This is a genomic window from Streptomyces sp. W16 (assembly GCF_033194735.1).
In the GTDB taxonomy this organism is placed as follows: domain Bacteria; phylum Actinomycetota; class Actinomycetes; order Streptomycetales; family Streptomycetaceae; genus Streptomyces.
In genome coordinates, this window is sequence record NZ_JAWOAI010000923.1 from 1 (window position 1) to 2,222 (window position 2,222).

The following is a 2,222-nucleotide window of genomic DNA, read 5'->3' on the forward strand; positions in this document are numbered from 1 at the left end:
GTGCCCGCGGCCAAGGGCGTGCCCACCCCGAAGGACCTGGCGAGCCTGAAGGCCCCGGGTGCCGCCGCGCCCGCGCAGCAGCCCGCGAGCGCGACCCTGCGCTGGTCCTCCGACAAAGGGTGGGTCGACCGGCCGGGCGGCGCCACCGAGCCGCCCGAGGTCGCCTCGATGCCGACGCTGGCACAGCTGACCACCGCCGAGCAGCGCTGGGCCGACCGGGAGGAGGACATCACCACGGTCGGCGGCGACCCCTTCGAGGTGGGACAGGTGTTCGCCCGCCGGTGGATGGGCCGGCTCGGCGACCAGGGCGCCCACCTGCAGAAACTCTCCGGAATGTACCCCCGAGTCCCGCACCGCATCGACGGCGAACTGCTCCGCTACGCGGCCCGCTTCGGACTCCTCGCCCACAAGGACGACCAGATCGACGAGCACGACCGGTACGCGATCCGGGCCGGGTTCTGGCGCGAGATCGACGTACGGACGGCGGCCGAGCACGCCCCCGCGGGGGATTGACGCTCTTTACCGGGGTATTTGCGGTTCTCGACCGACCCGCGAACGGGCGAGGGCCGCAGACCCCGTAGTCTCGTCCCTTGTGAGTACGCGCGCGGGACAGGCACTTCGACACGGTGGGGATGTCGTGTGCGCGGTGCGCGGACTCAGCAAGACCTATCCGGCGGTGCGCGGCCGACGCGGTGCGCCGGGCACCCCCGAGGTACGGGCCACCGACGACGTCACCCTCGACATCCGCCGGGGCGAGATCTTCGGGCTCCTCGGACCGAACGGCGCCGGCAAGTCCACCCTCGTACGCCAGCTCACCGGGCTCATGCGGCCCGACGCCGGCAGCGTCGAGATCCTCGGGCACGACATCGTGCGCCACCCCGAGCGGGCCGCACGCATCCTCGCCTACCTCGGCCAGGAGTCCTCCGCGCTCGACGAACTCACCGTGTCGCTGGCCGCCGAGACCACCGCCCGGCTGCGCGGCCTGGACCTGCGCGACGCACGGGCCGAACGGGACGCCGTACTGGACGAGTTGGGGCTTACGGCCATTGCCGGACGGCCCCTCAAGAAGCTGTCCGGCGGGCAGCGGCGGCTGGCGTGTGTGGCCGCCGCGCTGGTCGGGAAGCGCCCGCTCCTGGTCCTCGACGAGCCGACCACCGGGATGGATCCGGTGGCACGCCGGGCCGTGTGGTCCGCCGTCGACCGGCGCCGGGCCGAGCGCGGGTCCACCGTGCTGCTCGTCACCCACAACGTCATCGAGGCCGAGACCGTCCTCGACCGGGTCGCCGTCCTCGACCAGGGCAGGGTCATCGCCTGCGACAGCCCCGCCGGGCTCAAGGAACAGGTCGCCGGAGAGGTACGGGTCGAGCTGGTCTGGCGGGAGAAACCGCCGCTGGACGTCCCGGAGGTCGCCGCGCTGCGCGACCGGGCCGTCGAGTCCGGCCGCCGCTGGACGCTCAGGCTCGCCCCCGAGGAGGCCCGGGTGGCCGTCGCCACGGTGACCGGCGGGGCCGCCTTCGCCGCCCTGGACGACTTCACCCTGGCCACGCCCAGCCTGGAGGACGTGTATCTGACGCTGGGCGGCAACGGACAGGGGCTGGTGAAGGCATGAGTACACGGGCCGTCGTATCCGTATGGGACAGGGCGACTGCCGGCGTCGAGAGGAGCAGCGCGACGTGAGTGTCGTATCCGCCGATGTTCTGCCGAGTGGCCCGCTGGCCGTGCCGGAGGCCGCCGGGGCAGGCGCTGCCGAGCTGGGGCCGAAGGCGCGGCTGTGGCCCTCGCTGGCCGCCGTGTACCGGGCGCAGCTGTCCCGGGCGCGGGTCGCGCGGATCCCGCTGCTGTTCGTGGCGACCTTCCAGTCGGTCGGCATCCTGATCATGATGCGCGGGGTCGTCGACGGCGGGAGCCACGACGCCCGGTTCGTCGTCGCGGGCTCGTCCGTGCTGGTCGTCGCCTACGTCGGGCTGAACCTCCTCGCTCAGTACTTCGGCCAGCTGCGCGGCAGCGGCGGGCTCGACCACTACGCCACCCTGCCGGTGCCGCCCGCCGCCGTGGTCCTGGGCGCCGCGGGGGCGTACGCCTCCTTCACCGTGCCCGGAACCGTGCTCACCGCCGTCTTCGGGTGTGTGCTGTTCGGGCTGCCGATGGGGAACATCTGGATCCTGGCGGCGGTGATCCCGCTCGCCGGAGCCGCCCTCGCCGGGCTCGGCGCCGCCCTCGGG

2 protein-coding genes and 1 pseudogene are annotated in these 2,222 nt (G+C 73.6%); all 3 read left to right on the forward strand.

Going from position 1 to position 2,222, the window contains the following annotated elements; all coding sequences use genetic code 11:
• Positions 1-513: pseudogene (locus R6V09_RS51455) on the forward strand (NYN domain-containing protein); the annotation flags it as partial.
• A gap of 124 nt (positions 514-637) precedes the next feature.
• Entirely contained in the window at positions 638-1,609 is a 972-nt protein-coding gene (locus tag R6V09_RS51460; protein WP_317888299.1) for an ABC transporter ATP-binding protein, read from the forward strand.
• Between the two features lie 64 nt (positions 1,610-1,673).
• Positions 1,674-2,222 (forward strand): ABC transporter permease (locus R6V09_RS51465; protein WP_317888298.1); only part of this gene is annotated, 549 nt, incomplete at its 3' end.